Here is a 24,778-nt window from a genome sequence, read left to right as displayed (position 1 = left end):
GCTGTCAGAGATACCCTCGCGGCGACATAACGCCGAGATGCTTTCCTCCCCGCGCAATCCGGCCAAAACAATGCGGATCTTCTCCTCCGCCGAGTAGGTCTGGCGGGTCTTGCGGCGGATGTTTTTGACCAGCTTGTCAGCTGCGTCTTTCGATGTTCCGGGCTTCTTGTTCATCTTCGCTCCTTAAAGGCTATGATGAACCAGAAACCCTCCGTTGTTCAAATCCTCAAATCTGTCCCAAAGGTGCTGACGTCAGACAGTCGGATCATGGCCCTACTTCGCCACGATGCGCTGACCTACAGCTCCGAGGCCAGTTTCGATCAGATTACAAGGCTGCTTCAGCTCAGCCTTGACATGGAAATGGTCGCGATCAGCCTTATCGGCGATGACAAGCAGATGCTGAAGGCGCGACAAGGGCTTGATCTGGCGCAGTGTTCAAGAGAGACGGCGTTCTGCAACATTGCGATCCGCGCCTACGAACCGCTTGTCATCGAGGACACACATCGCGATGCGCGTGTTCGCGACAACCCATTCGTGACCGGGTCGCCCTTCTTGCGCAGCTACATCGGTGCGCCACTGACAACCGCGGATGGATACAACCTTGGCACGATTTGCGCGTTTGATTCCAAGCCGCGTCACTTTATTCCGCGGGATTTCGATATCGTTCGAACATGCGCCGAGCTTGTTATGAACCAGTTGGAACTGCGCAGTCAGGCCAACCTGGATTTCCTGACCAATGTCTATAACCGGCGCAGCTTTGTGTCCGGACTGGATCGCGAACTGGCCCGGCTACGCCGAAGCAAGGGAACCGCGGTTCTCGCGTTCCTCGACATCGACCATTTCAAACGGATAAACGACACTTTCGGTCACCCGGTCGGGGACCGTGTCTTGAGGGAGCTTGCTGAAGTGGTCACAGGACAATGCCGCCAGACCGATCTGGTCGCGCGCCTAGGAGGCGAGGAATTCGCTGTATTGCTGATGGACAGCGATCTCGACACCGCCAAACTCTGGGCGGACAGAATGCGAAAGCAGGTGGCCGAAAGCCGGTTCGACGGAAGCAACGCGATAAAGTTGACGGTGAGCCTTGGTCTGGCCGAGTTCGGCGAAACACAGACGACTTCGGACGCGATCACGCATATGGCCGATAGCGCTCTTTATGAGGCGAAACGACTGGGTCGCAACCGTGTGTTCGCGTCATGACTGTGGATTCTTCAACTGAGTTGCGCCCATATGACCTGCCACAAGCAACAGAGAATGCGAGTAGCGAAGGAGCCACGACCGCGATCACAGCGCCGCCATCGATGCCGGTTGAGCGGGCGGATCTGATCAGAGCCTTCGATGACGGTGATCTGCTGCTGCACTATCAACCGCAGGTGAATGTTTCGGGGCGCTGGCCCGAGGTCATCGGATACGAGGCGCTGTCGCGCTGGCCGCTCCCGGACGGTCGTTTCGTCCCGCCAGATCGGTTCATTCCGGTCGCCGAGGATTGCGGGCTGATACTGACGCTCGACATATGGGTGATCGACGCGGTCTGCAGGGAAATGGCTCGGGTGAAGACGGACGACGCTTCGCGTTCGCTCAGCATGGCGGTCAATGTCAGCTCGAAGCAGTTCGGGCAAAAGCACTTTGCGAAATCCGTCGCTGAGATCCTGACCCGAACGGGCGTCGATCCATCCTGCCTTGTGCTGGAGATTACGGAACGAGCCGTGCTGGACGAGGACGAAACGACATTCAGCAACATCCATGCCCTGCGAGAGATAGGTATCTCACTGTCACTTGATGATTTCGGCACGGGCTATTCGTCGCTTTTTCACTTGAGAACCCTGCCGATCCAAGAGATCAAGCTGGATCGCAGTTTCGTCTCGGGGCTTCCCCACCGGCATCGGGACGCCGCGATTCTCAGCGCCACGATCGATCTCGCCTCGAATCTGGGTCTGCGGGTCGTCGCGGAGGGAGTGGAGTTGGCCCAGCAATCCGAATGGCTGCGCATGAACGGCTGTCAAACGATTCAGGGATTTCTCTATGGACGCCCGGCCGCTCGGTCGCATCATGCGATCACCTCATGATCCGGATCTGGTCCTGGCCCGCTTTCGGAACGCTCGGGCGGCATTGACAGACGCAACAAGCGTAGGCTGGGCAGGGCGGCTGGGTTTAGTGGAGTGGTCGGCGGTGCGAAACAGAATACTGCGCAACCCCGAGGAAATCGCCGGGAAGCTCGAATTCCACGATCTGCCGCTCGCTATCCGGCAGCTCTTGCAGGAACAGGTCCGGCCCTTTGCCCCTGACAGACGTGGCGCGGCGGTTTGCCTACCTCGCGCACATCTATTATGTGAAGAAAGGCAAGGTCTATCCGCGTCTTCGTCCAGCACACCCATCTGCCTGTTGCAGTGCGGCAATAGCTGCCGTCAACCGTTTGAAGATAAACAAAAGAATGATACCTTATCACGCCAGATTGTCCGTGGCCCCCATGATGGACTGGACGGACCGTCACTGCCGCTACCTGCACCGGCTGCTCAGCCGTCAGGCGCTGCTTTATACGGAGATGGTGACTGCCCCGGCGCTGGTGCGCGGGGGGGCGTTGCATCTGCTGGAACATTCGCCGCAGGAACATCCGGTTGCGCTTCAGATTGGCGGATCGGATCCGCACGAACTGGCGCAGGCCGCGCGGCTGGGACAGCAGGCCGGCTACGACGAGATCAACCTCAACTGCGGCTGTCCGTCCGACCGGGTGCAGTCCGGCACCTTCGGGGCTGTGCTGATGAAATCCCCCGATCTCGTGGCCGACTGCATGGCGGCGATGATCGCGGCCTGCGATGTCGAGGTGACGGTGAAATGCCGGATCGGGGTGGACGATCAGGACCCTGAAATCGTGCTGCCCGCATTCTTGCGCGCGGTATCGGAGGCGGGCGTGCGGCGCGTATCGATCCATGCCCGCAAGGCCTGGTTGCAAGGGCTTAGCCCGAAAGAGAACCGCGATATTCCCCCGCTCGATTACGGGATCGTGCAGCGGATGAAGGCGGAGTTCCCGCATCTTCATGTGTCGGTCAACGGAGGGATCGCCTCGCTCGATCAGGCCAAGGCGTTTCTTGCCGCGGGGCTTGACGGGGTGATGGTCGGGCGGGCGGCCTATCACAACCCGGCCGATATTCTGCTGGCCGCCGATCGGGAAATCTTCGGCGCCGATCAGGCCACCACGGCGGAGGCGGCGGCGCGCGCCATGCTGCCGTATATCGAAGCGCATCTTGAGCAGGGCGGGCGGTTGCAACAGGTCACCCGGCATATGCTGGGGTTGTTCGCGGGGCGCCCGGGCGCGCGGGCGTGGCGGCGGATGCTGTCGGAGGGGGCCGTGAAGCCCGGTGCGGGGCCGGAGCTTGTCGAGGCCGCGCTGGCCGAGGTGGAAGGGGCGGGGGCAACCGTCTGAGCGCCGGGCCTTGTGATCGGTTGGAAAAAGCGGTTTACCACGGGGACCATCCAAAACCGGAGCCTGACAGACATGACCGCCGATCCCGCACTTCTGCTGCAAATGTTCCTTCTGCTGCTGGTCATCGGCGGCTTCGCCGGTGTGCTGGCCGGGCTGTTGGGCGTCGGGGGCGGCATCGTTCTTGTGCCCGCTTTTTACTATACATTTCATGGGCTTGGATATGGCGGCCCGCAGCTCATGCAGATCTGCCTTGCCACATCTCTGGCGACGATCATCGTCACCTCCATGCGATCGGTGCTGAGCCACAACCGCCGGGGCGCGGTGGACTGGGAGATCCTGCGCGGTTGGGCGCCGGGCATCGCGGTGGGGGCGGTTCTGGGGGTGCTGGTGGCGACTTCATTGCGCTCCACGGTGTTGCAGGGGATATTCGGCGGGCTGGCGATCGTGATCGGGCTTTATCTGGGGCTGGGGCGGACGCACTGGCGGCTGGGGCAGGCGATGCCCAAGGGCGTGACCCGCGCCGCGCTGAGCCCGGTCGTGGGCTTTCTGTCGGTGCTGATGGGGATCGGCGGGGGCAGCTTTGGCGTGCCGCTCATGACCCTCTACAACACGCCGATTCATCGTGCCGTGGCGACGGCGGCGGGGTTCGGGGTGCTGATCGCGGTGCCGTCGGTGGCGGGGTTCCTTCTTGTTGAAATCGCACCGGAAAATCGTCCCCCCCTGACCATCGGGGCGGTCAACCTCGTGGCCTTTGCCATCACCATCGCCATGACGCTTCTGACCGCGCCCCTGGGGGTGAAGCTTGCCCATGCGATGGACCCCAAGCCGCTGCGCCGGGCGTTCGCGGTGTTCCTGCTTCTGGTGGCGTTCAACATGTTGCGCAAGTCCTTCGGGTGGTAGCGTGCGGCGCCATCGGGCCAGATCGGCGCGAATCAGGTCAAGCCCTTGTTAACGCGGAAAAACCCATGTCGGTAAAACGTCGGTATTTTGTCGGTATCGCGTCGGTGCCGAGGGCCGCCGGAGCCACGATGAACAGGGCGCGCGTTGCGCGCCGGGCCGATTTCGTGAAGATCGGGTAAACGCCCGGCGGCGCGGCGGCCAGTGGCGGATCAGCCCCGGACGCGCCTGCGCCGTTTGCGCCCCCCGCTGCCACCGTCGCCGCCGCTGCCGGTGTTGAAACTGATGTCGGGCAGGGTGACGATGGATTTCAGCTCCGGGAAGGGGGCGGTGGCATGCGGGATCGCATTGGCACTGACGAAATGTTCCTGAAAGCGGGGCTCGATGGCGGTTTCGACCTTCACGATCTCGCGCACCATACGCTCGATCTCCGCCCGCGCGCTGATGCTCGACAGGGCGATGCGCGCGCCGGTGCCGGCGGCGTTGCCCGCGCTTGTCACCTTGTCCAGCGGCGCGTCGGGGATCATGCCCAGCACCATCGCGTGTTTGGGCGATATATGCGCGCCGAACGCGCCGGCAAGCACGACGCGGTCCACCTTGTCCACGCCCATTTCATCCATCAGGAGGCGCGCGCCCGCATAAAGGGCGGATTTGGCGAGCTGAATGGCGCGGATGTCGCCCTGCGTGACGGCGATGCGGGGGCCGCCCTCGGCGCTGGCGTCGTGGATGAGATAGGAATGGGTGCGCCCTTCGGGGACGCAGCGGGGGGTGCCGGTCTGCTCGGCCGATCCGATCAGCCCGCTTGGATCGAGAAGGCCCGCCATGCGCATTTCGGCCACCGCCTCGATGATGCCGGAGCCGCAGATGCCGGTAATGCCGGTGGTGGCAATGGCCGCGTCAAACCCGTCCTCGTCGGACCACAGATCGCCGCCGATCACGCGAAAGCGCGGCTCCTTGGTCACCGGGTCGATCTCGATCCGGTCAATCGCGCCGGGCGCGGCACGTTGCCCGGCGCTGATCTGCGCGCCCTCGAAGGCGGGGCCGGTGGGTGAGGAACAGGCCAGAACACGGGTGGTGTTGCCAAGCTGGATCTCGGCATTGGTGCCCACATCGACGATCAGCACGAGATCTTCGGATTGGCCCGGCTGTTCGGCCAGTGCGACGGCGGCGGCGTCGGCGCCCACATGGCCCGCGATGCAGGGCAGGATATAGACCTGCGCGGTGTCGTTCATCGCCGTCAGCCCCAGATCGCGCCCGTCCAGAGACAGCGAACTGGAGGTGACCAGCGCGAAAGGGGCCTGACCCAGTTCCACCGGATCAAAGCCGAGAAGCAAATGGTGCATCACCGGGTTGCAGACAAAGACCGCCTCAAGGATCTGGCGCGGCTCTATCCCGGCCTCGGCGGAGATGGAGGCGGTCAGATCGTTGATCGCGTCGCGCACGGCGGCGGTCATTTCCTTGTCGCCGCCGGGATTCATCATCGCGTAGGAGACGCGGCTCATCAGATCCTCGCCAAAGCGGATCTGCGGGTTCATGACCCCGGCGCTGGCCTTGACCTCGCCATTGCGCAGGTCGCACAGATGCGCGGCGATGGTGGTGGAGCCAAGGTCGATGGCCAACCCGAAGAGCCGTTCCTCGGAAAAACCGGGCCAGAGTTCGAGCAGTTTGGCCGGCCCCCCCCGGTGATCGCGGTGCAGCGCCACGGTGACCTGCCACTTGCCCTTGCGCAGCAGCGGTTGCAGGCGGGCGAGGATCGGCAGGTCGGCGGTGATCTCCTCTATGCCCCATTGCTCGCGCAGGGCGCGCGAGAGGCGTTCGAGATCGCCCGTCGGCTCGTGCATGTCCGGTTCGGCCACATCGACGAGATAGAAATGCGTCGCCGGGTCCATGATCAGCGTGCGCGCCGACGCCTCCTTGCGCACGACCTGCCGGTGAACTTGACTTTCGGGGGGCACGTCGATCACCACGTCGCCCTGCACCGTGGCCTGACAGCCAAGGCGGCGGCCCTTCTTCAGCCCGCGCTTGCTGTCATAGCGCTCCTCGACCGCGTTCCAGTCGGACAGGGCATCGGGGGCGACGGTCACGCCGTGCTTGGAAAACTCTCCGTAGGCGGGGGTGATCTGGCATTTGGAGCAGATGCCGCGCCCGCCGCAGACCGAATCGAGATCGACGCCGAGCTGCCGGGCGGCGGTCAGGATCGGGGTGCCCCGTGGAAAACGGCCGCGTTTGCCCGAGGGGGTGAAGACGACGAGGGGATCGTGACTCATGGTCCGTTGCCTGCTGTTTGCTGTTCACGCGAGGGGACCATAAGCCTCTCATCGGTGAGGGAAAGGGCGCGTTGCGGCAGAATCGTGATCGCCTGCGTCAAAGGCGGCGGGGGTGTGCGGCGAATGGCCCTTTTCCTTGTCCGGTATCCATGTAATAGAGACGCGCCAAACGATGCCACCCCGAGGAGATGTGTGATGGAGATTCGTGAGGCGCTCACCTTTGACGATGTTCTGCTGGTTCCGGCGGCGTCGAACGTGCTTCCAAGCACGGCTGACATTCGCACCCGGGTGACGAAATCCATCGCGCTCAACATTCCCCTGATGTCCAGTGCCATGGACACGGTGACCGAAAGCCGCATGGCGATCACCATGGCGCAAGCGGGCGGTATCGGCGTCATTCACCGCAACCTGACGGTCGAACAACAGGCCCGCGAGGTGCGCCGCGTCAAACGCTTCGAGAGCGGTATCGTCTACAACCCGGTCACGCTTCGGGTCGATCAGACGCTGGCCGACGCCAAGGCGCTGATCGAGCGATACAATTTCACCGGCTTTCCGGTGGTGGACGAGCAGGGCCACGTGGTCGGCATTCTGACCAATCGCGACATGCGCTTTGCCTCCTCCGACGACACGCCCGTCAAGGTGATGATGACGAGCGAGAACCTTGCCATCCTTCGCGAACCGGCCGACCGGGACGAGGCGAAATCGCTGATGCAGGCACGGCGGATCGAGAAACTTCTGGTCACGGACGGCAACGGCAAGCTGACCGGGCTTCTGACCCTGAAGGATACCGAGCAGGCGGTGCTCAACCCCACGGCGTGCAAGGACGATCTTGGCCGGTTGCGGGTGGCTGCGGCCTCCACCGTGGGGGATGCCGGGTTCGAGCGCACGCAGGCGCTGATCGACGCGGGCGTGGACATGGTGGTGATCGACACCGCGCACGGCCATTCCGAAGGCGTCGCGCAGGCGGTGGAGCGGGTCAAGGCGCTCACGAACGAGGTGCAGGTGGTGGCGGGCAATGTCGCCACGGCCGAGGCGACGCGCGCGCTGATCGGGGCAGGGGCGGACGCGGTGAAGGTGGGTATCGGGCCCGGCTCGATCTGCACCACGCGGATGGTCGCGGGCGTGGGGATGCCGCAGTTGACCGCCGTGATGGACTGCGCCGGGGCGGCGGGCGACGTGCCGGTGATCGCCGATGGCGGCATCAAGTTCTCGGGCGATTTTGCCAAGGCGATCGCCGCCGGCGCCTCCTGCGCGATGGTGGGCAGCATGATCGCCGGGACGGATGAAAGCCCGGGCGAGGTGATCCTCTATCAGGGGCGGTCGTACAAATCCTATCGCGGGATGGGCAGCCTTGGCGCGATGGCGCGCGGCTCGGCCGATCGGTATTTCCAGGCCGACGCGGCGAGCGACAAGCTCGTGCCCGAGGGGATCGAGGGGCAGGTGCCCTACAAGGGGACGGCCAACGCGGTGATCCATCAGCTTCTCGGCGGTCTGCGCGCGGCCATGGGATACACCGGCTGCGCCACCGTGGACGAGATGCGCCACAACTGCAATTTCGTGAAGATCACCGGCGCGGGGCTTCGTGAAAGCCATGTCCACGACGTGCAGATCACACGCGAGAGCCCGAACTACCGGATCGGGTAGGCGCGCGTCTCTGCCGGTTCTGTCGTCGCGGCCGGATCGTTGTGATCGGCCGGGGACAGCCGGTATTGACGCGCATCATTTGGAAATTTGGTATAAGCTCTTACCTTGGGGGTGCGGTAGAATTGACTGCCGCACGCTGAAAAGGAGTTTGATAATGTCTGAACGTGACGAATATATCGAAAAGGCGAAGGCGCGCATTGATCAGTGGAACGCCGAAATCAAGAAGCTGAAGGCCAAGGCCGACGAGGCTGAGGCCGATGCAAAGGTCAAGTATGAAAAGCAGATTGAGGAGATGCGGGCCCAGAGGGACGAGGCCGAAGCGAAGATGAAGGAAATGCAGGAGGCCAGCGACAAGGCGTGGAGCGACATGAAGTCCGGCCTCGACAAGGCTTGGGACAGCATGACCAAAGCTTTCAACGACGCCATGGCGCGGTTCAGGTGAAAGGAGGGATTCTTTGTTGTACTTCAAGCACTTGAAAGCCGGTGTCGCCGCGGTTGCGTTGTCCGTCGTGGCGCTGCCGGCCGCAGCACAGGACGATGATGACGGGTTGACCACGACCCAGGAGTTACGCGCAGAAGTGTCCGAGACGATGGAAGCGATCGTCGACTATAGCGCACAGCAACGCGACCAGGCGCTGGCGCAGGGACGCGAGATGCTGAACCAGCTGGACGCCGAAATCGCGCGCCGTGAACAGGCGCTGCGCGAGAACTGGTCGGAGATGTCAGAGGCCGCGCAGGAAACCGCCCGCGAGCGGATGCGCGATCTGCGTCAGGCGCGCAATGCGCTTGGTGAGCGGTTCGGCGCGCTTCAATCGGGGGCCAGCGACGTCTGGTCCGACCTCAAGGCCGGTTTCTCTGACGCTTGGGACAGGTTTTCGGACGCCTGGAGCGCCGCTGACGAGGATGCCGCAGGCCAGACCGAGGAAATGGGCAGCGATACCTGATCGCTGTCATGACGTTCGGCGGGGCCCGTCCCCGAAAGGGTCTCCGCGAGAGTGTCGCGGCGGCGCTGCCTAGCCGTTGCCGCTTCCGGTAAAGCGCGCGGCATCGGCGGCGGCGCGGCGGATGGCGTTCGATTTGTGCACAGTCTCCATGTATTCGGCCTCCGGGTCGCTGTCGTGGACAACGCCGCCGCCGGCCTGAATATAGAGCTTGCGATCCTTCACCAGTGCGGTGCGCAACGCGATGCACATGTCCATATCGCCGCCGGCGCTGAAATAACCGACACCGCCGCCATAGATGCCGCGCTTTTCCGGCTCCAGCTCGTCAATGATCTGCATCGCCCGCACCTTCGGCGCGCCCGAGACGGTGCCCGCGGGCATTCCCGCGAAGAAGGCCGAGAGCGCGTCATGCCCGGGTGACAGCTCCCCCACCACGTTCGACACGATGTGCATGACGTGGGAATAGCGTTCGATGATGAATTGCTCTGTCGGGCGCACGGTGCCGGGCCGCGAGACGCGCCCCACGTCGTTGCGCCCCAGATCGAGCAGCATCAGATGTTCGGCGCGTTCCTTGGGATCGGCGAGAAGATCGGCCTCCAGCGCCTTGTCCTCCTGCGGCGTGGCGCCGCGCGGCCGGGTGCCCGCGATCGGGCGCACCGTCACCTCGCCGCCGAACACCCGCACGAGAATCTCGGGCGAGGCGCCGACGACCTGAAAGCCGCCGAAATTGAAATAGAACATGAAGGGCGAGGGGTTGGTGCGCCGCAATGAGCGATAGAGCGCGAAGGGGGGCAGGGGGAACGCCTGTGTCCAGCGCTGCGCGGGCACGACCTGAAAGATATCGCCGGCGCAGATATAGTCTTTCGCCTTTTCCACGGCGGCCATGTAGCCTTCCTTGGTGAAGTTCGACACGGGCGGCGCGACTTCCTGCGCGTCGCCCATCTCGCGGCTGGATTGCGGCAGGGCGCGTTCGAGGTCGCGCACCGCGTCCATCACACGTTCGGCGGCCTGCGCATAGGCGGCGCGCGCCGATTGCCCCGCGCTCACCCATGCGGGGGAGACGACCGTCACCTCACCCTTCACGCCATCGAGTACCGCCACCACCGAGGGGCGCAGCAGGCAGGCGTCGGGCAGGCCGAGCGGGTCGGGGTTCACGTCCGGCAGATGCTCCACGAGCCGGATCATGTCATAGCCGAGATAGCCGAAAAGCCCGGCGGCGGCCTGCGGCAGATCATCGGGCAGGTCGATCCGGCTTTCACCGATGAGCGCGCGCAGATTGGCGAGCGGATCGCCCGGTTCCTCCTCGAAGGCGGCGGGATCGAATCGGGCCTGCCGGTTGATGCGGCTCGTGGTGCCGTGGCATTGCCAGATCAGATCGGGCTTCATGCCGATGATCGAATAGCGCCCGCGCACCTCTCCGCCTGTCACGGACTCGAGCATGAAGGCGTCGCGCGCCGCGCCCGCCAATTTCAGCATCAGTGACACCGGCGTGTCGAGATCGGCGGCCAGCCGGATGTGGACGACCTGATGACGCCCCGCGTCATAGGCGGCGCGAAAGGTCTCGAAGTCCGGGGTCAGGGCCATCTGTCGTTACTGAAACTGGCTGTGCACGGCATTCAGCGCGGTTTGGTTGATACTGACCCCGGCCGCGTTGCGAATGGCCGTGGCATAGGCGTTGAAGATATCCTCCGCGAGGGCGGAGTTGGTCTGCTCGCGGACATTGCTGCGCAGCGACTGCACCTCTGGATCATCCTCGTCGGGCGCTTCAATCGCGTCGAGCCGGGCAATGAACACGGATGTTTCGGCGGGAATGACGCGGATTTCGCCGAGGTCCATGGCGAAAACCTCCTCAAGAAAACGCTCTGGCGTGTCGGGCACGAAATCGTTGCGGGTCAGATCCTTTTCCTCGCGCGCGGTCAGGCCCTGTTCTGTGAAGCCGGACACCTCACTAAGCTGGTTGGCGATGTCCGTGGCCTGTTCGGTAAGACGGGCCACGGTTTCGCTTTCTTTCCAGTCGGCGGCAACCTCATCGCGGATGTCTTCGAGCGGGATTGGTGTCGCGGCGCGTTCGGCATCGAGACGCAGCGCAAAGATGCTGCCGTCGTCAAGCCGTTCGATCTGCGGAAAATCGTCGTCCTGCACCGCCTGGGCAGCGGAGCGGAACCCGTCATAGGCGGCGATGCCGTCGCTGACCCCCTCGTGCCATGCGATCTGGCCAAGCTGCATGTCGGTTTCGCGCGCCACCTCTTCGAGCGTGGCGCCGGCGGCAAGCAGGTCGTCGATGTCGTCGATGCGGCTGTCCACGACACGGCGGGCGCGGTCGGCGGCCAGTTCGGTGCGCAGATCGTCGCGTACCTCTTCAAAGGGGGTTTCCTGCGCTTCAAGAATGCCGTTGATGCGGAACAGCGCAGGGCCGAGATCCGATTGCACCGGGCCGACAATGCTTCCGGGAGCGGCGTCGAACACTGCCTCGGACGCCGGGCCCAGATCGGCGGCGCTCACATCGCCAAGGTCGATGTCCGACAGCTCCAGCCCGCGCTCTTCCACCAGCGCGTCAAAGCCGATCTCACCACGGTCGAGCCGGCCCCGCGCGGCGCGCGCCTCTTCCATCGAGCCAAAGACAAGTCGTTCGGTCAGGCGGCGCTCGGGGCGGTTGAACTGCGCTTCGCGGTCCTCGTAGAGCGCGCGCACGACGTCTTCGGAAACCTCCACGTCGTCAAGGATCATGTCGGGCGAAAGCCAGGCATAGGTGATGTCCTTGGCGGCGGGACGGGTGAAGCTGTCAATCTCCGCCTCGTAGTGCGCCTTGATCTCGGCCTCGGTCGGGGCGAGAACCGCGGTCTGAAGGTCTTCGGGCGCAAGGCGCGTCCACGTAAAATCGCGCCGCTCGGCCAGATATGTGAGGAGCGTGTCGATATAGGTTTCGGGCATGGTGGTGCCCGACAGGATCGCGCTTTGCAGCAAGGAGCGGGCGGAGTCCTCGCGCAGCGAATTTTCGAACTCGCTCTCGCTCAGCCCGGCCTGCTGAATGGCGAAACGATAGGACTCGCGGTCGAAACTGCCGTCGAGCCCCTGAAAGGCGGAAATGTTGAGGATCTGCTCGCGCAGGTTCTCATCGCCGAGAGAGATGCCAAGACGGTCGGTTTCATGGTCAAGCGCGCGCTGTGTGATCAGCCGGTCGAGCACGGCACGATCCATGCCGAAGGATTGCAGCTGCTCGAAGGTGAAGGATTGCCCGGACTGCGCCTCGATCGCGCGCATTTCTTCCTGAATCTCGCGCGCATAGGCGTCCACGTCGATATCCTTGTCGCCGACGGTGCCGACGGTGCGCACGGTGCCGCCCAGATTGGTGATGCCAAAGCCCCCCAGCCCGAGGATCAGAAGCCCCATGAGAATCCAGACGAAGGTCTTGGAAAGTTTGGATTTGAACATGGGCCCCCCTGTCGCGGCGTTGTGTCATGCGCTCTGCGCCGATACCTACGCGCAAGGTCGATGGGGAGCAAGAGGGGGCGGACCGGGTGCCTTCGAATTGAGGGCGTGCGCCTAGAGATTGGCGAGCCGGTCGAAGAGCGTGGCAATCCCGGCGCGGTCCACGTTGGCGAAGGCGATGCGCAACGCGCGCGCGCCGGCGGCATCGCCTGCGGGCGTGAACATGGTGCCGGGCAGGGTGAGCACATGCGCGCGTGCGACAAGATCGCGGGCCAGCGTGTCCGAAGGCATGTCGAAGGGGTGTTCGAGATAGGCGAAATAGGCGCCCACGCCCATCAGGCGCCAGCCCTGCGCGGCGAGGCGCGGCATGTTCTCGGCAATCGCGGCGCGGCGGTCCAGAATCTCGCCGCGTTCCCCGGCCAGCCACGGGCCAAGGTTGCGCATCCCCCAGAGCGCCGCGTGCTGTGCAAGCTGATTGGGGCAGATCGTCACCGTATCGAGGAACTTCTCCACCTCCGCCAGCCGCTCGGGGCCGGCGATCAGGGCGCCGACGCGGTGCCCGGTCAGCCGGTACGCCTTGGAGAAGGAGTAAAGGTGGATGAGCGTGTCAGCCCAGCCCGGGTCGGCGAACAGATCGTGCGGCGCGCCGCTGCGGGAGTCGAAATCGCGGTAGGTTTCATCCACGATCAGCGCCAGCCCGTGCGCGCGGGCCAGATCGAAGAAGGCGCGGACCAGATCGGCGGGATATTCCACGCCGCCGGGGTTGTTGGGCGTGACCAGCACGATGGCGCGGGTGCGGTCCGTGATCAGGGAGGCGGCGCGGTCGGGATCGGGCAGCAGCGCCGCGTCGGTGGGCAGCGGCACGGCGCCCACCCCGGCCATGTCGAGCCACATCTTGTGATTGAAGTACCACGGGGTCGGGAGGATCACCTCGTCGCCCTGTCCGGTCAGGGCGGCGATGGCCGCGCAGAACGCCTGATTGCAGCCCGAGGTGATGGCGACATGCGCGGGTGCGATCGCGCCGCCATAGGCCGCCGACCACTGCGCCGCCAGTTCCTCGCGCAGGTCCGGCAGGCCGAGAACGGGGCCATAAAGATGCGCCTCGGGCACATGCAGCGCGGTCTCGGCGATGTGGCGGCGCAAGGCTTCGGGGGGTGGGGCGACGGGCGCGGCCTGGCTGACGTTGATCAGCGGGCGATCGGCGGGGAAATCCACACCGTCGAGCCAGCGGCGTGCCTCCATCACGGGCGGGGCGAAGCTGGCGGCGGTCCGCGTCTGGGTCATCGGGCGAATCCTGATTGCGAAGTCGGTAAAGCTGTCCTTGGCGCCGGATCAGTCGGTGCCGCGATAGGGTTCCACATATTGCAGCGCCATATCCCACGGAAAGAAGATCCATGTGTCCTGGCTCACCTCGGTGATGAAAGTATCGACCTGCTCCCGCCCCTCGGGCTTGGCATAGACGGTGGCGAAATGCGCGCGCGGATAGAGGTTGCGCACAAGTTGCAGCGTCTTGCCGCTGTCCACGAGGTCGTCGACGATCAGCACCCCCGCACCATCGCCCATGAGGCCGGCGTCGGGGAACTTGAGCACCTGCGCCTCGCCCTGCGACTGGTGGTGATAGGACTTCACGCTGATCGTGTCGACGGTGCGGATGTCCAGCTCCCGCGCGACGATCATCGCCGGGGCCATGCCGCCGCGCGTGATCGCCACCACCATTCGCCAGCTTCCGTCCTCGGGGCCGAAGCCCTGTAACCGCCAGGCGAGCGCGCGGCTGTCGCGGTGAATCTGGTCCCAGCTTATGTGAAACCCCTTTTCGTGCGGCAGGCGTTCGCTCATGGGTGATCCTTTCGGTCTGGCAGGCAGCGGATGGTGGTGTGGACGATCAGGTTGCGACTCGCAGTGCCATTGCACCAAGAACGGCTGCCGCCGCCCGGTCGAACACGGACTTGAATTTCAGATAGGCGCGTTGGATTGCGGGTATGGTCAGGCCCATCGTGAGCAGGGTGTAGAACACCAATTCCAGCGCCAGATGATTGCCCAGAACCAGCAACGCCTCGGAGCCGGTGGGCATCGCCGGAAACACGGTGGTGAAAATGGCCGCGATGAAAACCACCGCCTTGGGATTGGCCCAGTTGGTCAGCAGTCCGAGCCGAAACCCGTTCACGCCCCCCGGCGCTTTGGCGTCGGCGGCGGCGTCGGCGTTTCGCCAGAGCGATACCGCCAGCCAGATCAGATAGGCCGCCCCGCACAGTTTCAGCGTCATGAAGGCCCAGGGAGCAACTGCGAACAGCGCCGTCAGCCCCAGCACGGCCAGGGCGCTCCAGCTCAGCGCCCCGAGCGCAAGGCCCAGACCGCAGGCCAATCCCGTCCTGCGCCCGCCCGACAATGCGGCGCGCAGCATCGCCACGACCGCGGGACCGGGCGAGGCCAATGCGCCAAGCACCGCGAGGTTGAAGGCTATGAGCGAAGCTGCGTCCAATGCTCTATTCCGGGCTCAGGAGGTTGCGTCGATGTCGGGGGCATCGACCGCCTTCATGCCGACGATGTGATAGCCCGCGTCGACATGCAGCGTCTCGCCCGTCACGCCGGAGGCCAGATCCGACAGGATGTAGAGCGCCGATTTGCCCACATCGTCAATCGTCACGTTGCGGCGCAGCGGCGAATTCAGCTCGTTCCACTTCAGGATATAGCGGAAATCGCCAATGCCGGAGGCGGCCAGCGTCTTGATCGGACCGGCGGAGATGGCGTTGACGCGAATGCCGTCCTTGCCCAGATCCTCGGCCAGATATTTCACCGATGCCTCAAGCGCCGCCTTGGCCACGCCCATCACGTTGTAATGCGGCATCACCTGTTCAGCGCCGTAATAGGTGAGGGTGAGCGCGCTGCCGCCCGGACGCATCATCTTTTCGGCGCGCTGCATCACGGCGGTGAAGCTGTAGCAGCTCACATCCATCGTCATCAGGAAATTGTCGCGGCTCGTTTCCAGGTAGCGGCCGCGCAGCTCGCTCTTGTCGGAAAAGCCGATGGCGTGCACGATGAAGTCGATCTCTCCCAGATCCGCCTTGAGCGCGTCGAAGGTGGCGTCGATCGAGGCCTCATCCGAGACATTGCAATCGTAAAGCCGTGTCACGCCAAGCTGATCGGCAAGCGGTTTCACCCGTTTCTTGAATTGATCGCCCATGTAGGTGAAGGCCATCTCGGCACCCGCCTCCGCGCAGGCGCGGGCGATGCCCCAGGCGATGGACTTGTCATTGGCAAGTCCCATGATCAGGCCGCGTTTGCCCGCCATCAGTTGGTTCGACATTCCGTCCACTCCGTCCGTCCCCATATACGTAAGAGGCAGCTTTAGGCGATACGCCCTATTGCATCAAGGGCGGTGCAGCCTAGAACGGAAAGGATTACATCTGCAGCGAAAAGGGAATGGCATGAGCGACAGAGACGGGATTTTCGCCGGAGACGATCCGTTTGCCATTGCGCGGGCCTGGCTGGCGGAGGCCGAGAAGAGCGAGCCCAACGATCCCAATGCGATAGCGCTCTCGACGGTGGACGCAGACGGGATGCCCAATGCGCGCATGGTTCTGCTCAAGGAGATAGAGGAGGCGGCCTTCGTCTTCTACACCAATTACGAAAGCGCCAAGGGCCGCGAGCTTGCCGACACCGGCAAGGCGGCCTTCGTGATGCACTGGAAAAGCCTGCGCCGCCAGATTCGGGTGCGCGGAACCGTGACGCGCGAGGAGGGGCCGCAGGCGGATGCCTATTTCTCCTCCCGCTCGCTCAAGAGCCGGCTGGGGGCATGGGCGTCGCGGCAGTCACAACCGCTCTCCAGCCGGGGTGCGCTTCTCGCGGAGGTAGCCAGGGTCACGGCGCGCCACGGCACCGCGCCACACCGTCCACCCTACTGGGGCGGGTTTCGCATTGTTCCCGTGGAGGTTGAGTTCTGGGCCGACGGGGCCTATCGTCTTCACGACAGGTTCCAGTGGCGGCGCGCAAGCCCCTCTGATGCTTGGGAAATCACCCGTCTGAGCCCGTGAAATTCACGTCACGTCAAATGCAAGTGCATGAAATATTTGGTAACATTTACTTGCCGTTCGTTCAGTTTTGCAGCAGAAGAGTTCGGGGTTGGGGGTGAAGTGACCTAAGGTAAGGCTTTGAGCATGAATGAAAAAACTGCCCCGCGAATCATCGGGCAGGTGAAGTGGTTCGACCCGATCAAGGGGTTTGGCTTTGTGGTCTCGAATGAGGGTGGGCCGGATATTCTCTTGCACGCGAATGTGTTGCGCAACTTTGGGCAGAGTTCGGTGGCCGATGCCGCGCAGGTTGAAATCGCGGTGCAGGAAACCAGCCGGGGTGTGCAAGCTGTGGAGGTGTTCCGTATCGAGCCGCCAATCAGCGCCACCGAGGTGCCGCTCAGCGATTTTCAGGAGATTGATCCCGAACTGATCCGCAACGCGCCGCTTCAGCCGGCGCGGGTGAAGTGGTTCGACAAGGCCAAAGGGTTCGGGTTCGCCAATATCTTCGGACGAGAGGAGGATGTGTTCGTGCATGTGGAGATTCTGCGCCGTTCGGGTCTTGCGGATCTGCAACCGGGCGAGGCGCTGTCCATGCGTGTAATCGAAGGCAAGCGCGGGCGGATGGCGACGGAAATCTGCGCGTGGGAATGCGCGCTCGACTCCCGGGCGGAGACCTGAGCCGGTGCGCGCGCTGGTTCTTGGGGCACTCGTGCTGGCGGGCCTGAGCGGCGCGGCTTCTGCGGCCTGCGCACCCGATGAGATCTGGGTGCGCGGGGACTGGGGACAGGCCCGGTTCCGGGTCGAGGTCGCGGATGACGCGCAGACCCGCGCGCGCGGATTGATGGAGCGGGCGCATCTTCCGTCCTCTGCCGGGATGCTCTTCATCTATGAGCGTCCGCAACGGGTGGCCTTCTGGATGAAGAACACGCTTATTCCGCTCGACATGATTTTCGCCGACGCGCGGGGGGTGGTGCAGCGGGTGCATGACACTGCGACGCCGGGCGATGAAACCCCCATCGAAGGCGGCGCGGCGGTGCAATATGTGCTGGAGATCAATGGCGGGCTGGCCGGATCTCTCGGCATCGCGCCCGGCAGCGAGCTGCGCCATCCCGGCATTGAGGCCAGCGACGCGGCCTGGCCCTGCGAGGAGTGATTTTTCGCTTTTCAATCGTTCGGCGCGGCGCTAAACGCGAGCATGGTCCGGGGCGTAGCGCAGTCTGGTAGCGCACCTGTTTTGGGTACAGGGGGTCGTGAGTTCGAATCTCGCCGCCCCGACCATTTTCCATCATGAGCACGGACACCATCCGCCCGAAGAGAATCACCGGGCGCCTCGGGGTGTTGCGCGGATGCCGCATAGATGTGGTGGTTGGCAGCAGGTTATCCCCAGATGTTGTGGATAATATGGATCGGTCCACGCCCCAAAGATGATTTTCCAATAAATCAAGGCGTTTGGGGTCCGACGCTCGTGTGTCGGATTCACCTCCTGCCGTGCGCGTTAACTTTTGGAATCGCAATGCACCGATTGCGGGACAAGAACCCGGTCGTGGGTCAACCCGGAAAAACCATGCGAATCCGAAATAAAGGCGTTGACCGGACCGGCGATCTTGCTCCAAGTTGTGTGGGTAACTTGTAGGGCACACAATATATAGTAGCCCTATCAAGGGAACGGGGTTCGTTAGCAGAGTATCACCGGGCGACAGGCCCGGACAGATGTCGGCAAGCTGTGTTTGCCGGACAAGGGAATTTGCGTACCTGCGCAAGGCGCATCCGAACCGCAACGACGGCTTGGGGCAGAGACCGGGACGCACGGGACAAAACGGGACAAAGAGGCAGATCATGAAGATTGAAAGAAAGTTCACCAAGGCAGGCCAGGATGCATATGCGGATCTGGAGTTCGCCACCACGGCGTCGGAGATCCGCAATCCCGATGGCACCATCGTGTTCCGCCTTGACGAGATCGAGGTGCCGGCAAGCTGGAGCCAGGTCGCCAGCGATGTCATCGCGCAGAAGTATTTCCGCAAGGCCGGCGTTCCGGTTAAAAGCAAGAGGGTAAAGGAAAAGGGTGTTCCCGAGTTTCTCTGGCGCTCTGTTCCCGTCGGGTCCGAGCGGACCGGAGAGACCAGCGCCAAGCAGGTGTTCGACCGGCTTGCGGGGGCCTGGGCCTACTGGGGCTGGAAGGGTGGCTATTTCACCACCGAAGAGGACGCGCAGGCCTATTACGACGAGATGCGGCACATGCTGGCGACGCAGCGCGCGGCGCCGAACTCTCCGCAGTGGTTCAACACCGGGCTGCACTGGGCCTATGGCATCGACGGTCCGAGCCAGGGGCACTATTACGTCGATCACGAAAGCGGCGAGCTGACGCGCTCGACCTCGGCCTATGAGCATCCGCAGCCGCATGCCTGCTTCATTCAATCGGTCGGGGACGATCTTGTGGGCGATGGCGGGATCATGGATCTCTGGGTGCGCGAGGCGCGCCTGTTCAAATACGGCTCAGGCACCGGCACCAACTTCTCGTCGCTGCGCGCGGAAGGCGAATCGCTGTCGGGGGGCGGGAAGTCCTCCGGTCTCATGGGCTTTCTGAAGATTGGGGACCGCGCGGCGGGCGCGATCAAGTCCGGCGGGACAACCCGCCGCGCCGCGAAGATGGTGATCTGCGATGCCGATCATCCCGACATCGAGGAATTCATCAACTGGAAGGTGCGCGAAGAGCAGAAGGTGGCGAGCATCGTCGCCGGCTCCAAGATGCACGAGAGAAAACTCAACGAGATCTTCGCCGCGATCCGGGCCTGGGACGGGGCCGAAGCGGATGCCTATGATCCGAAGGTGAACGACGGGCTGAAGACGGCGATCCGCAACGCCAAGCGCGATTCGATCCCCGAGACCTACATCAAGCGGGTGCTCGACTACGCCCGGCAGGGATACGGCAGCATCGAGTTCCCGACCTATGACACCGATTGGGATTCCGAGGCCTATGCCAGCGTGTCGGGCCAGAACTCCAACAACTCGATCCGGGTGACGGACGCCTTCCTTCAGGCGGTCAGGGACGATGCCGACTGGGAGCTGATCCGGCGCACCGACGGGTCCGTGGCCAAAACCATCAAGGCGCGCGCGCTTTGGGAGGATGTGGGGCACGCCGCATGGGCCTGCGCCGATCCGGGGATTCAGTTCCACGATACGATCAACGCGTGGCATACCTGCCCCGAGGACGGGGCGATCCGCGCGTCCAACCCGTGCTCGGAATACATGTTCCTCGACGACACGGCCTGCAACCTCGCCTCGATGAACCTTCTGACATTCCTGCGCGACGGGGAGTTTCAGGCCGAGGAGTACATGCACGCCACCCGGCTCTGGACCATCACGCTGGAGATTTCGGTACTGATGGCGCAGTTCCCGTCGAAGGAGATCGCGCAGCTTTCCTATGAGTTCCGCACGCTGGGACTTGGCTATGCCAATATCGGCGGGCTGCTGATGAACATGGGCCACGGCTATGACAGCGACGAGGGCCGGGCCATCACCGGCGCGCTGACCGCGATCATGACCGGCGTGGCCTATGCCACCAGCGCCGAGATGGCGGGCGAGCTTGGCGCCTTTCCGGGGTATGAGCGCAACAGCGCGCACATGCTGCGGGTGATCCGCAACCACCGCACCGCCGCCACGGGGGCGGCCGAGGGCTACGAGGGGCTGGCGGTGCCGCCGGTGCCGCTCGATCATGCCAACTGCCCGGACCGGCGGCTGGTCGATCTGGCGATGTCGAGCTGGGACGAGGCGCTCAGCCTTGGCGAGACGCACGGCTATCGCAACGCGCAGGTCAGCGTGATCGCGCCCACCGGCACCATCGGGCTGGTGATGGATTGCGACACAACCGGGATCGAACCCGATTTTGCACTGGTGAAGTTCAAGAAGCTCGCCGGCGGGGGATACTTCAAGATCATCAACCAGTCGGTGCCCGCGGCGCTGGAAAAGCTGGGCTACGGCTCGGCGCAGATCGAAGAGATCGTGGCCCATGCCGAAGGGCATGGCACCATTGCGAACGCGCCGGCGATCAACCACGCCTCGCTTCATGCGCGCGGCTTCGGGCCGAACGAGATCGAGAAGGTCGAATCCTCGCTCGCCTCGGCGTTCGACATCCGCTTCGTGTTCAACCAATGGACGCTTGGCGCGGAGTTCTGCACCAACATCCTTGGCATCGACGAGGAGAAACTCTGCGATCCGACCTTCGACCTGTTGGCGCATCTGGGCTTTTCAAAGGCCGACGTGGAGGCCGCGAACAACCATGTCTGCGGGACCATGACGCTGGAGGGGGCGCCGCATCTGCGCGAAGAGCATTACCACATCTTCGATTGCGCCAACCCCTGCGGCAAGACCGGCACGCGGTATCTGAGCGTGGATAGCCACATCTACATGATGGCCGCGGCGCAAAGCTTCATCTCGGGGGCGATCTCCAAGACGATCAACATGCCCAACGACGCCACGATCGAGGATTGCCAGAGCGCCTATGAACTGAGCTGGTCGCTCGGCGTGAAGGCCAACGCGCTCTATCGTGACGGCTCCAAGCTGTCGCAGCCGCTCGCCTCCGCGCTGGTGGAGGATGACGACGAGGCCGCCGAGGCGCTTGAAACCGGCTCGATCCCCGACAAGGCGCAGGTGCTGGCCGAGAAGATCGTCGAGAAGGTGATCGTGAAGGAAGTGGCGCGCGCCGGGCGCGACAAGCTGCCCGAACGGCGCAAGGGCTACACCCAGAAGGCGATTGTCGGCGGGCACAAGGTATATCTGCGGACCGGCGAATATGGTGACGGCTCTCTGGGCGAGATCTTCATCGACATGCACAAGGAAGGCGCGGGATTCCGTGCGATGATGAACAACTTCGCCATCGCGATCTCCGTCGGCCTGCAATACGGCGTGCCGCTGGAAGAGTTCGTGGACGCCTTCACCTTCACCAAGTTCGAGCCTGCGGGCATGGTGCAGGGCAACGACAGCATCAAGAACGCCACGTCGATCCTCGATTACATCTTCCGCGAGCTGGCGGTCAGCTACCTCGACCGGACCGATCTGGCGCATGTGAAACCCGAAGGGGCCAGCTTTGACGATCTGGGCCGGGGCGAGGAAGAGGGCGTCAGCAACATCACCGAGATGAGCGACGCCGCCGCCACCCGCTCGCTCGAAGTGCTCAAGCAGATCAGTTCGAGCGGCTATCTGCGCAAGCGCCTGCCGCAGGAACTGGTGGTGTTCAACGGCGGTCAGGCGCAAGCGATGTCCTTCAGAGGCGGGGCCGATCCGCAGGCGGCGCTTCAGACGCTGGTGCCCGAAACCACCACGACCGCCGCGACCGCCGCGATGAGTGCGACGACGACCACGACAACCTCGATGCGCATTGATGAGCGGACCAAGGCCCGTATGCAGGGCTATGAAGGCGAAGCTTGCGGGGAATGCGGCAACTATACGATGGTGCGCAACGGCACCTGCATGAAGTGCAACACCTGCGGCGCGACGAGCGGCTGCAGCTAAGGTTCCGGGGCGGGTGCGCTCGCCCCTGACGGCGTTCAGGCCGCAGGCAGAAACCGGGCGGTAAGAAATGAGTGAGCCTGAACGGCGAAACTGAAGGGGGGTCTCCGGGCCCCCCTTTTTTTCATCTCCTCGAATCGGTCCCGGGCCGCGTGAGCCATTGACCACCGAAGCAGGGATGGCGGGCTTCTCCGGCCATTCTTTGCTGAAAACCTCCGGTTGCAGCGGACAAACTCCGCGCAACTTCGGCGGCATGATTTTGCCCGGCAACCCTTTGCCGAGTCGCTCCCCGCAGATGGGCAGGTTTTGGCCCGGAATGTCCTCGTGTGTGGCGGCCCTCTTTCCCACCCCTGAGCCACGCGTTTCATTTCCCGTGAAGGCAAGAGGCCTTCTTCAGCCAAATGAGGAGACGCACCATGACAAAAATGACTTCCACCATCGTCACTCTCGGTGCTCTGATGATCCCGGCGCTTGCCGTTGCTCAGAGCGTGAGTGAGATGGATACCGATGGCGACGGCACCGTCAGCTTCGAAGAGGTTCAAGCCGCCTATCCGGAGATGACCGAGGAAGACTTCGAGAATCTGGACACCAATGGCGACGGTGCACTCGATGACGCCGAAGTCGAAGCCGCAAAGGCCGCCGGTCTGATGGAAGCCCCTATGACCGACTGACGACGTGACTCGATTCCCCGCCTTCGCCCCCAGGAGGGCGGGGGATCTGCCGGGCTGCGTATGCTCCAGCGTGGCCCGGCGCACCATCGCGCAACGCGCGCTGCGTTCACATCGCGCGATCTGGCGCGATGTCGGTGGTCGATACCGACGTAATACCGACGTTTTACCGACGTGATGCAGAAAGGAGATTTTCCCTTCAGTTCAGCGCATTAACCGGCTTTTGTCTCGCGACGCTTCAAGGCGCGGAAATCATGGGTGCGGGGCAGGGTGGTCGGGTCGCTTCCCGGCGCGAACAGCGCGTGTTTCTGGATCTTCTGCGTGCCGGTCACCGGGATCATATCGCGGAACTGCACCCAGCCGGGCGCCTTGTAGTAGGCCAGCCGCTCGAAACACCATGCGAAAAGCGCTTCGGCCAGCGCCGCGTCGCCCGCCCGGTCGCAGACCACGCAGGCCATCACCTCTTCGTCGCGCAGCGGATCGGGCACCGCGAGCACCGCCACCGATCGCACCGACGGGTGATCGAGAAGGCAGGCCTCGATCTCGGCGGCGGCGATATTCTCGCCGCTGCGGCGGATGATGTTCTTCTTGCGGTCCACGAAGGTGATCATGTCCGTCTCGTCCATCTCCACCGTGTCGCCGGTGTGAAACCAGCCGCCGCGCCAGGCCTCCTCGGTCGCCTCGGGCAGGTTGAGATAGCCGGAAAACGCCCCCTTTCTCGGAGTTTGCGCGGAATGGCGCAGCACCATTTCACCGGGCGTTCCGCGCGGCACCTCGTGGTCGTTGTCATCCACCACCCTGACCTCCAGCCCCGGTTGCGGGCGGCCCATGGCACGGGTGTCGATGCGGCGCGGCTCCTCGTTGTCGGTCAGGATGCGGCACATCTCCGTCATGCCCCAGACCTCGATCAGCGGGAGGCCGAACCGGTCCTCGAAGGGGCGGTGCAGCGTCGGCTCCACCCCCGCGCCAAGCGCCCATTCGAGCGTGTGCCTGCGCTCCCATTCGTCCGGGTCGCGTTTCATCAGCGCCGGAATGATGATGCCGAGGTAATGCGCCGCCGTGGCGCGGCTCTCCACGATCTCGCGCCACCAGGCGGAGGCGCGGAACCGTTCCGGCACGATCTGGCAACTGCCCGTCGCCATCACCGCGAAGGTCAGAAAGATCCCCGCGTTAACGTGAAACAAGGGAAGCGGGCAGTATATCCGCGTATGGCCGGGTTCGAGCCGGATCAGCCCCCCGCGGCTGGCGTACCATTCGCCAAGGCTGATTTCATACGCATGGCTGAGGATGCAGCCCTTGGGCCGTCCCGTCGTGCCGGATGTGTAGATCAGGCTGGCTTCCGTCTCGGGAGTGACCAAGCCGTTAACGGTGCGCGCGGCACCTTTGGGCGTCGGCGCGAAGGCCGTCGCCGTGTCCAGTTCGCACAGGGGCACATCGCGCCCGCTCTCGGCAATCCCGGCGCGCATCTGCTCGATGAACTCCGGCGCCGCGACGGTCAGCCCCGCACCGCTGTCTTCAAGCAGATAGGCGGTTTCGGCCGGGCGGTAGTCGGGGTTCACCGGCACCCAGGATATCCCGAGGATGTTGCACGCCAGCTTGAACAACACCATCTCCGGCCGGTTGCCCAGTAGCACCGCGATGCGGTCCCCATGCCCGTATCCCGCGCCTTCAAGCGCCGCGCGGAGCGTGCCCACCTGCGCCGCCGCCTCGGCATAGCTCCACTCCAGCCCCGCCGGGTGATAGGGCCGCTCCTCGTCCGCCGGCACGGCAATGAAGGCCCGCGCGCCATGGGCGCGCACCGCAGTATCGAAAAATGCCCCGATCGTGTCTGTCATGATGTCCTCCCGGCGCGCAGACTATCGCATGGGGCACGCCACGCAATCGGAATTATTGCACGCTTGTTCAGTTCGCGGGGGAATGCCGCTGCCGCAATGTCTTGACCTCCGCCGCCGGGCAAATGATGAAGGGATGATGGCCCCCGCAATCGGTGCCGACC

At 63.9% G+C, this 24,778-nt stretch carries 21 protein-coding genes and 1 tRNA gene; 13 read left to right on the top strand and 9 right to left on the bottom strand.

Features of this window, described 5'->3' with window-relative positions; genetic code table 11:
• A partial coding sequence (locus BMW66_RS20110) for a transposase (RefSeq protein WP_139196209.1) occupies positions 1-174 on the bottom strand: 174 nt, incomplete at its 3' end.
• Positions 175-267: 93 nt separating this feature from the next.
• Between BMW66_RS20110 and BMW66_RS16720 the strand changes: the two genes are divergently transcribed.
• From BMW66_RS16720 to BMW66_RS16705, 4 genes are all read left to right on the top strand, one after another.
• Entirely contained in the window at positions 268-1,200 is a 933-nt protein-coding gene (locus tag BMW66_RS16720) for a sensor domain-containing diguanylate cyclase (protein ID WP_175483285.1), read from the top strand.
• A 101-nt stretch (positions 1,201-1,301) separates the two neighbouring features.
• Positions 1,302-2,066 (top strand): putative bifunctional diguanylate cyclase/phosphodiesterase, encoded by a 765-nt coding sequence (locus BMW66_RS16715; RefSeq protein WP_175483284.1) that lies wholly within the window; start codon positions 1,302-1,304, stop codon positions 2,064-2,066.
• Between the two features lie 365 nt (positions 2,067-2,431).
• The gene (gene dusA / locus BMW66_RS16710; RefSeq protein WP_093120131.1) at positions 2,432-3,421 is read left to right on the top strand and encodes a tRNA dihydrouridine(20/20a) synthase DusA; all 990 of its coding nucleotides are present in this window, start codon (positions 2,432-2,434) and stop codon (positions 3,419-3,421) included.
• A gap of 72 nt (positions 3,422-3,493) precedes the next feature.
• Entirely contained in the window at positions 3,494-4,321 is an 828-nt protein-coding gene (locus BMW66_RS16705) for a sulfite exporter TauE/SafE family protein (protein WP_175483283.1), read from the top strand.
• A gap of 209 nt (positions 4,322-4,530) precedes the next feature.
• On the opposite strand, the gene BMW66_RS16700 is transcribed toward BMW66_RS16705, so the two are convergent.
• Positions 4,531-6,585 (bottom strand): ASKHA domain-containing protein, encoded by a 2,055-nt coding sequence (locus tag BMW66_RS16700; protein WP_093120129.1) that lies wholly within the window; start codon positions 6,583-6,585, stop codon positions 4,531-4,533.
• 195 nt (positions 6,586-6,780) lie between these two features.
• Between BMW66_RS16700 and guaB the strand changes: the two genes are divergently transcribed.
• The 3 genes from guaB (at position 6,781) to BMW66_RS16685 (ending at position 9,173) form a co-directional block, all read left to right on the top strand.
• Positions 6,781-8,229 (top strand): IMP dehydrogenase, encoded by a 1,449-nt coding sequence (gene guaB, locus BMW66_RS16695; protein WP_093120127.1) that lies wholly within the window; start codon positions 6,781-6,783, stop codon positions 8,227-8,229.
• Between the two features lie 154 nt (positions 8,230-8,383).
• Positions 8,384-8,671, top strand: a complete 288-nt coding sequence (locus tag BMW66_RS16690) for a sll1863 family stress response protein (protein ID WP_093120126.1) — start codon at positions 8,384-8,386, stop codon at positions 8,669-8,671.
• A 13-nt stretch (positions 8,672-8,684) separates the two neighbouring features.
• Positions 8,685-9,173, top strand: a complete 489-nt coding sequence (locus BMW66_RS16685; protein ID WP_175483282.1) for a sll1863 family stress response protein — start codon at positions 8,685-8,687, stop codon at positions 9,171-9,173.
• Positions 9,174-9,242: 69 nt separating this feature from the next.
• Here the strand turns inward: BMW66_RS16685 and trpE are convergent, their stop codons facing one another.
• From trpE to fabI, 6 genes are all read right to left on the bottom strand, one after another.
• Positions 9,243-10,754 (bottom strand): anthranilate synthase component I, encoded by a 1,512-nt coding sequence (gene trpE, locus BMW66_RS16680; protein WP_093120123.1) that lies wholly within the window; start codon positions 10,752-10,754, stop codon positions 9,243-9,245.
• Between the two features lie 6 nt (positions 10,755-10,760).
• Positions 10,761-12,602: a SurA N-terminal domain-containing protein gene (locus BMW66_RS16675; RefSeq protein WP_093120122.1), complete on the bottom strand. Its 1,842-nt coding sequence runs from the start codon at positions 12,600-12,602 to the stop codon at positions 10,761-10,763.
• A 111-nt stretch (positions 12,603-12,713) separates the two neighbouring features.
• A complete protein-coding gene (locus tag BMW66_RS16670; protein ID WP_093120120.1) occupies positions 12,714-13,883 on the bottom strand; it encodes an aminotransferase in 1,170 nt (389 codons plus the stop codon).
• 48 nt (positions 13,884-13,931) lie between these two features.
• The gene (gpt, locus tag BMW66_RS16665; RefSeq protein WP_093120119.1) at positions 13,932-14,435 is read right to left on the bottom strand and encodes a xanthine phosphoribosyltransferase; all 504 of its coding nucleotides are present in this window, start codon (positions 14,433-14,435) and stop codon (positions 13,932-13,934) included.
• Between the two features lie 46 nt (positions 14,436-14,481).
• The gene (locus BMW66_RS16660; protein ID WP_093120117.1) at positions 14,482-15,078 is read right to left on the bottom strand and encodes a LysE family translocator; all 597 of its coding nucleotides are present in this window, start codon (positions 15,076-15,078) and stop codon (positions 14,482-14,484) included.
• Between the two features lie 15 nt (positions 15,079-15,093).
• Positions 15,094-15,903, bottom strand: a complete 810-nt coding sequence (gene fabI / locus BMW66_RS16655) for an enoyl-ACP reductase FabI (protein ID WP_093120115.1) — start codon at positions 15,901-15,903, stop codon at positions 15,094-15,096.
• A 121-nt stretch (positions 15,904-16,024) separates the two neighbouring features.
• Here fabI and pdxH point away from each other — a divergent pair, with 121 nt between their 5' ends.
• From pdxH to BMW66_RS16625, 6 genes are all read left to right on the top strand, one after another.
• The gene (gene pdxH / locus BMW66_RS16650) at positions 16,025-16,630 is read left to right on the top strand and encodes a pyridoxamine 5'-phosphate oxidase (RefSeq protein WP_093120114.1); all 606 of its coding nucleotides are present in this window, start codon (positions 16,025-16,027) and stop codon (positions 16,628-16,630) included.
• A 123-nt stretch (positions 16,631-16,753) separates the two neighbouring features.
• Complete coding sequence (locus BMW66_RS16645; protein ID WP_093120112.1) at positions 16,754-17,287, top strand: cold-shock protein; 534 nt, start codon at positions 16,754-16,756, stop codon at positions 17,285-17,287.
• Positions 17,288-17,291: 4 nt separating this feature from the next.
• Entirely contained in the window at positions 17,292-17,762 is a 471-nt protein-coding gene (locus BMW66_RS16640; RefSeq protein ID WP_245729523.1) for a DUF192 domain-containing protein, read from the top strand.
• A gap of 48 nt (positions 17,763-17,810) precedes the next feature.
• A tRNA-Pro gene (locus BMW66_RS16635) sits at positions 17,811-17,887 on the top strand.
• Positions 17,888-18,445: 558 nt separating this feature from the next.
• Positions 18,446-22,117 carry a vitamin B12-dependent ribonucleotide reductase gene (locus BMW66_RS16630; protein WP_093120111.1) on the top strand — a complete coding sequence of 1,224 codons (3,672 nt, stop codon included), beginning with the start codon at positions 18,446-18,448 and terminating at the stop codon, positions 22,115-22,117.
• Between the two features lie 413 nt (positions 22,118-22,530).
• Positions 22,531-22,785, top strand: a complete 255-nt coding sequence (locus BMW66_RS16625) for a penta-EF hand family protein (RefSeq protein ID WP_093120109.1) — start codon at positions 22,531-22,533, stop codon at positions 22,783-22,785.
• A gap of 209 nt (positions 22,786-22,994) precedes the next feature.
• On the opposite strand, the gene BMW66_RS16620 is transcribed toward BMW66_RS16625, so the two are convergent.
• A complete protein-coding gene (locus tag BMW66_RS16620) occupies positions 22,995-24,617 on the bottom strand; it encodes an AMP-binding protein (protein ID WP_093120108.1) in 1,623 nt (540 codons plus the stop codon).
• Positions 24,618-24,778 lie beyond the last annotated feature (161 nt).

Origin of the sequence: Salinihabitans flavidus (assembly GCF_900110425.1) — a bacterium.
Lineage (GTDB): Bacteria > Pseudomonadota > Alphaproteobacteria > Rhodobacterales > Rhodobacteraceae > Salinihabitans > Salinihabitans flavidus.
This window is presented reverse-complemented; position numbering and strand designations above follow the sequence as displayed.